The following is a 1904-nucleotide window of genomic DNA, read 5'->3' as shown; positions in this document are numbered from 1 at the left end:
AATGATTCAAAATCTGCTTTATGTTCTCTGACTAGTCGTGTGACAGTATGGTGCTTGACCTCAGCACATTCAGAGATTATCTCGCTTGTTGTGTACGGCTCTTTCTTGCCGTCCATGTAAACAATGTTCATGCTGTACCTCCTTAATAGTCTTTTGCTAGCCATTCCATGACTTTAGCATAAACTCCGTTCTTAAACTCTCCGCCTTTGACAATACGGCGATAAGTTACAGCAGTTACACCAATGGCTTCAGCCGTTGCCTTAGCCGTCAACATATTATCCGCCTGCTTTCTGCGGACGGCTTTCGCTTGGTCTTGTGTAATTTGCATAAAAGACCTCCTTTCCAAAAAGTGCTGTTTTATTTCACTTTTTTACTTTATGGTGTCATTATATAGCACTTAATTTTATTTGTCAACAGAAAGTGCTGTTTTATTTCACTTTGAAATATGTTATAATTTCATCGTAAGATAAAGAAAATAGGTAAAACATGGAAACACAAGAAAATAGGCTTAAAATCCTCAGAAAAGAAAAAGGGTTCACTCAAGCCAAATTAGCAAATGAAATAGGAGTTTCAAAGCGTACCATTATAGCTTGGGAAAATGATGAACGCCAAATCAAATCTGACAAAGCGCAAAAACTAGCAGATTTTTTTGAAGTGCCCATTGGGTATCTACTGGGATATAGTGATTATAAAGACATGGATTCTTATTTTGAGAGCATAGAGGAATCAAAGGAGTTGGATGTTGATATACTTAACTCTATTGATACTATTGGTGAAAAAAACTTACCAACAGTGATGGAATATTTTAAAAAAGAATTTATCAAAGAATACTCACAAATTGAGCAACTAAAAAACGGAGAATCTATCGACGGATGGAATATAGAAGATTCTGTTTCTGTTGCGATGAGAAATGTATTAGAAAACCTTTGGGGATTGCCTGACAGTGTGGTTAAATTGCTTCTTTTTTGGGGTACTCTCAAAGATAACGAAAGAGAAGAATTATATAAATTGATTGAAATATTGGCTTTTAATAATCTATCGAATAGCCAAGACTAACCCACGCGCATAGAGGAGAAACAAACATGAAAAAGAAAATTATTGTTGCATTGGTCGCATTGCTAGTTATTGGTGGTGGTTCAGCTTATTATTTCCTAAGTTACGCCCCTCACCAAGAGGCTGTCACAAACTTTAATAAAGCTGTTAAGACAGTTAAGGCAAAGAATAAGACGCTAAAAAGTGAGATTGCCAAAGCTGAAAAGCTCGTTAAGTCAAACCAGAAGCCACTAGATGTAAAGACTTTAGACAACCTAAAAACAGCAGTAGCAACCGCCAAAAGTGACCTAAGGAAAATCCCAAAGGTAGCAGATAAAACCGAAGCTATCAAGAAACAAACCAAGTCGCTTAATCAACCAATAGATTATTCAAAAGCTACTCAGTCTTTAGCTGATAGTTCTTTAGCATATACAAATAGTGTTAAGCAACTAGCCCAAATCACCAATCCACGTCAAAGTTTTGTAGAGGAGCGCTTAAAAGAGATTGATACAGTTACAGGTATTCAGTCAGTGACAGAAAGCAATGACCCTAATGGAAACCTAAATAAACAAGGTGGTTATACTGCCTCAATCTACTTTACTGATAACCAGGTAACTGAAGCTGTAGAAGGTGCTGATATTGTAGATAAAGGGACAGACGCCGGCGGAAACATTGAAGTTTATAAAACCTCTGATGAAGCCAAATCCCGTAACACCTACCTAAGCGCCTTTGATGGTCAAGGCATTCTAAACCCTGGCTCTCATTACGTTTATGGGACGGTTGTCATTCGTACGTCAAAACACCTTACTGCAAGTCAGCAAACGGCGTTAACTGAGAAAATCTATAATAAGCTGATTGAAATAAAGTAACAC

Annotated in this window: 3 protein-coding genes; 2 read left to right on the top strand and 1 reads right to left on the bottom strand. The window is 37.2% G+C overall.

What is annotated here, in order from left to right; genetic code table 11:
• Nucleotides 1-142 precede the first annotated feature (142 nt).
• The gene (locus O0J15_RS20910) at nucleotides 143-328 is read right to left on the bottom strand and encodes a hypothetical protein (protein ID WP_117646978.1); all 186 of its coding nucleotides are present in this window, start codon (nucleotides 326-328) and stop codon (nucleotides 143-145) included.
• A 158-nt stretch (nucleotides 329-486) separates the two neighbouring features.
• Here O0J15_RS20910 and O0J15_RS20905 point away from each other — a divergent pair, with 158 nt between their 5' ends.
• Both O0J15_RS20905 and O0J15_RS20900 read left to right on the top strand, forming a co-directional pair.
• Nucleotides 487-1056, top strand: coding sequence for a helix-turn-helix transcriptional regulator (locus O0J15_RS20905; protein WP_117646979.1), 570 nt, complete (start codon nucleotides 487-489; stop codon nucleotides 1054-1056).
• A gap of 26 nt (nucleotides 1057-1082) precedes the next feature.
• Nucleotides 1083-1901, top strand: a complete 819-nt coding sequence (locus O0J15_RS20900) for an EbhA (RefSeq protein WP_117646980.1) — start codon at nucleotides 1083-1085, stop codon at nucleotides 1899-1901.
• Nucleotides 1902-1904 lie beyond the last annotated feature (3 nt).

Origin of the sequence: Stenotrophomonas sp. Sm10 (assembly GCF_030985515.1) — a bacterium.
GTDB lineage: Bacteria > Pseudomonadota > Gammaproteobacteria > Xanthomonadales > Xanthomonadaceae > Stenotrophomonas > Stenotrophomonas hibiscicola.
The sequence above is the reverse complement of the archived record's forward strand: the minus strand, read 5'-3'. Positions and strand labels throughout refer to the sequence as shown.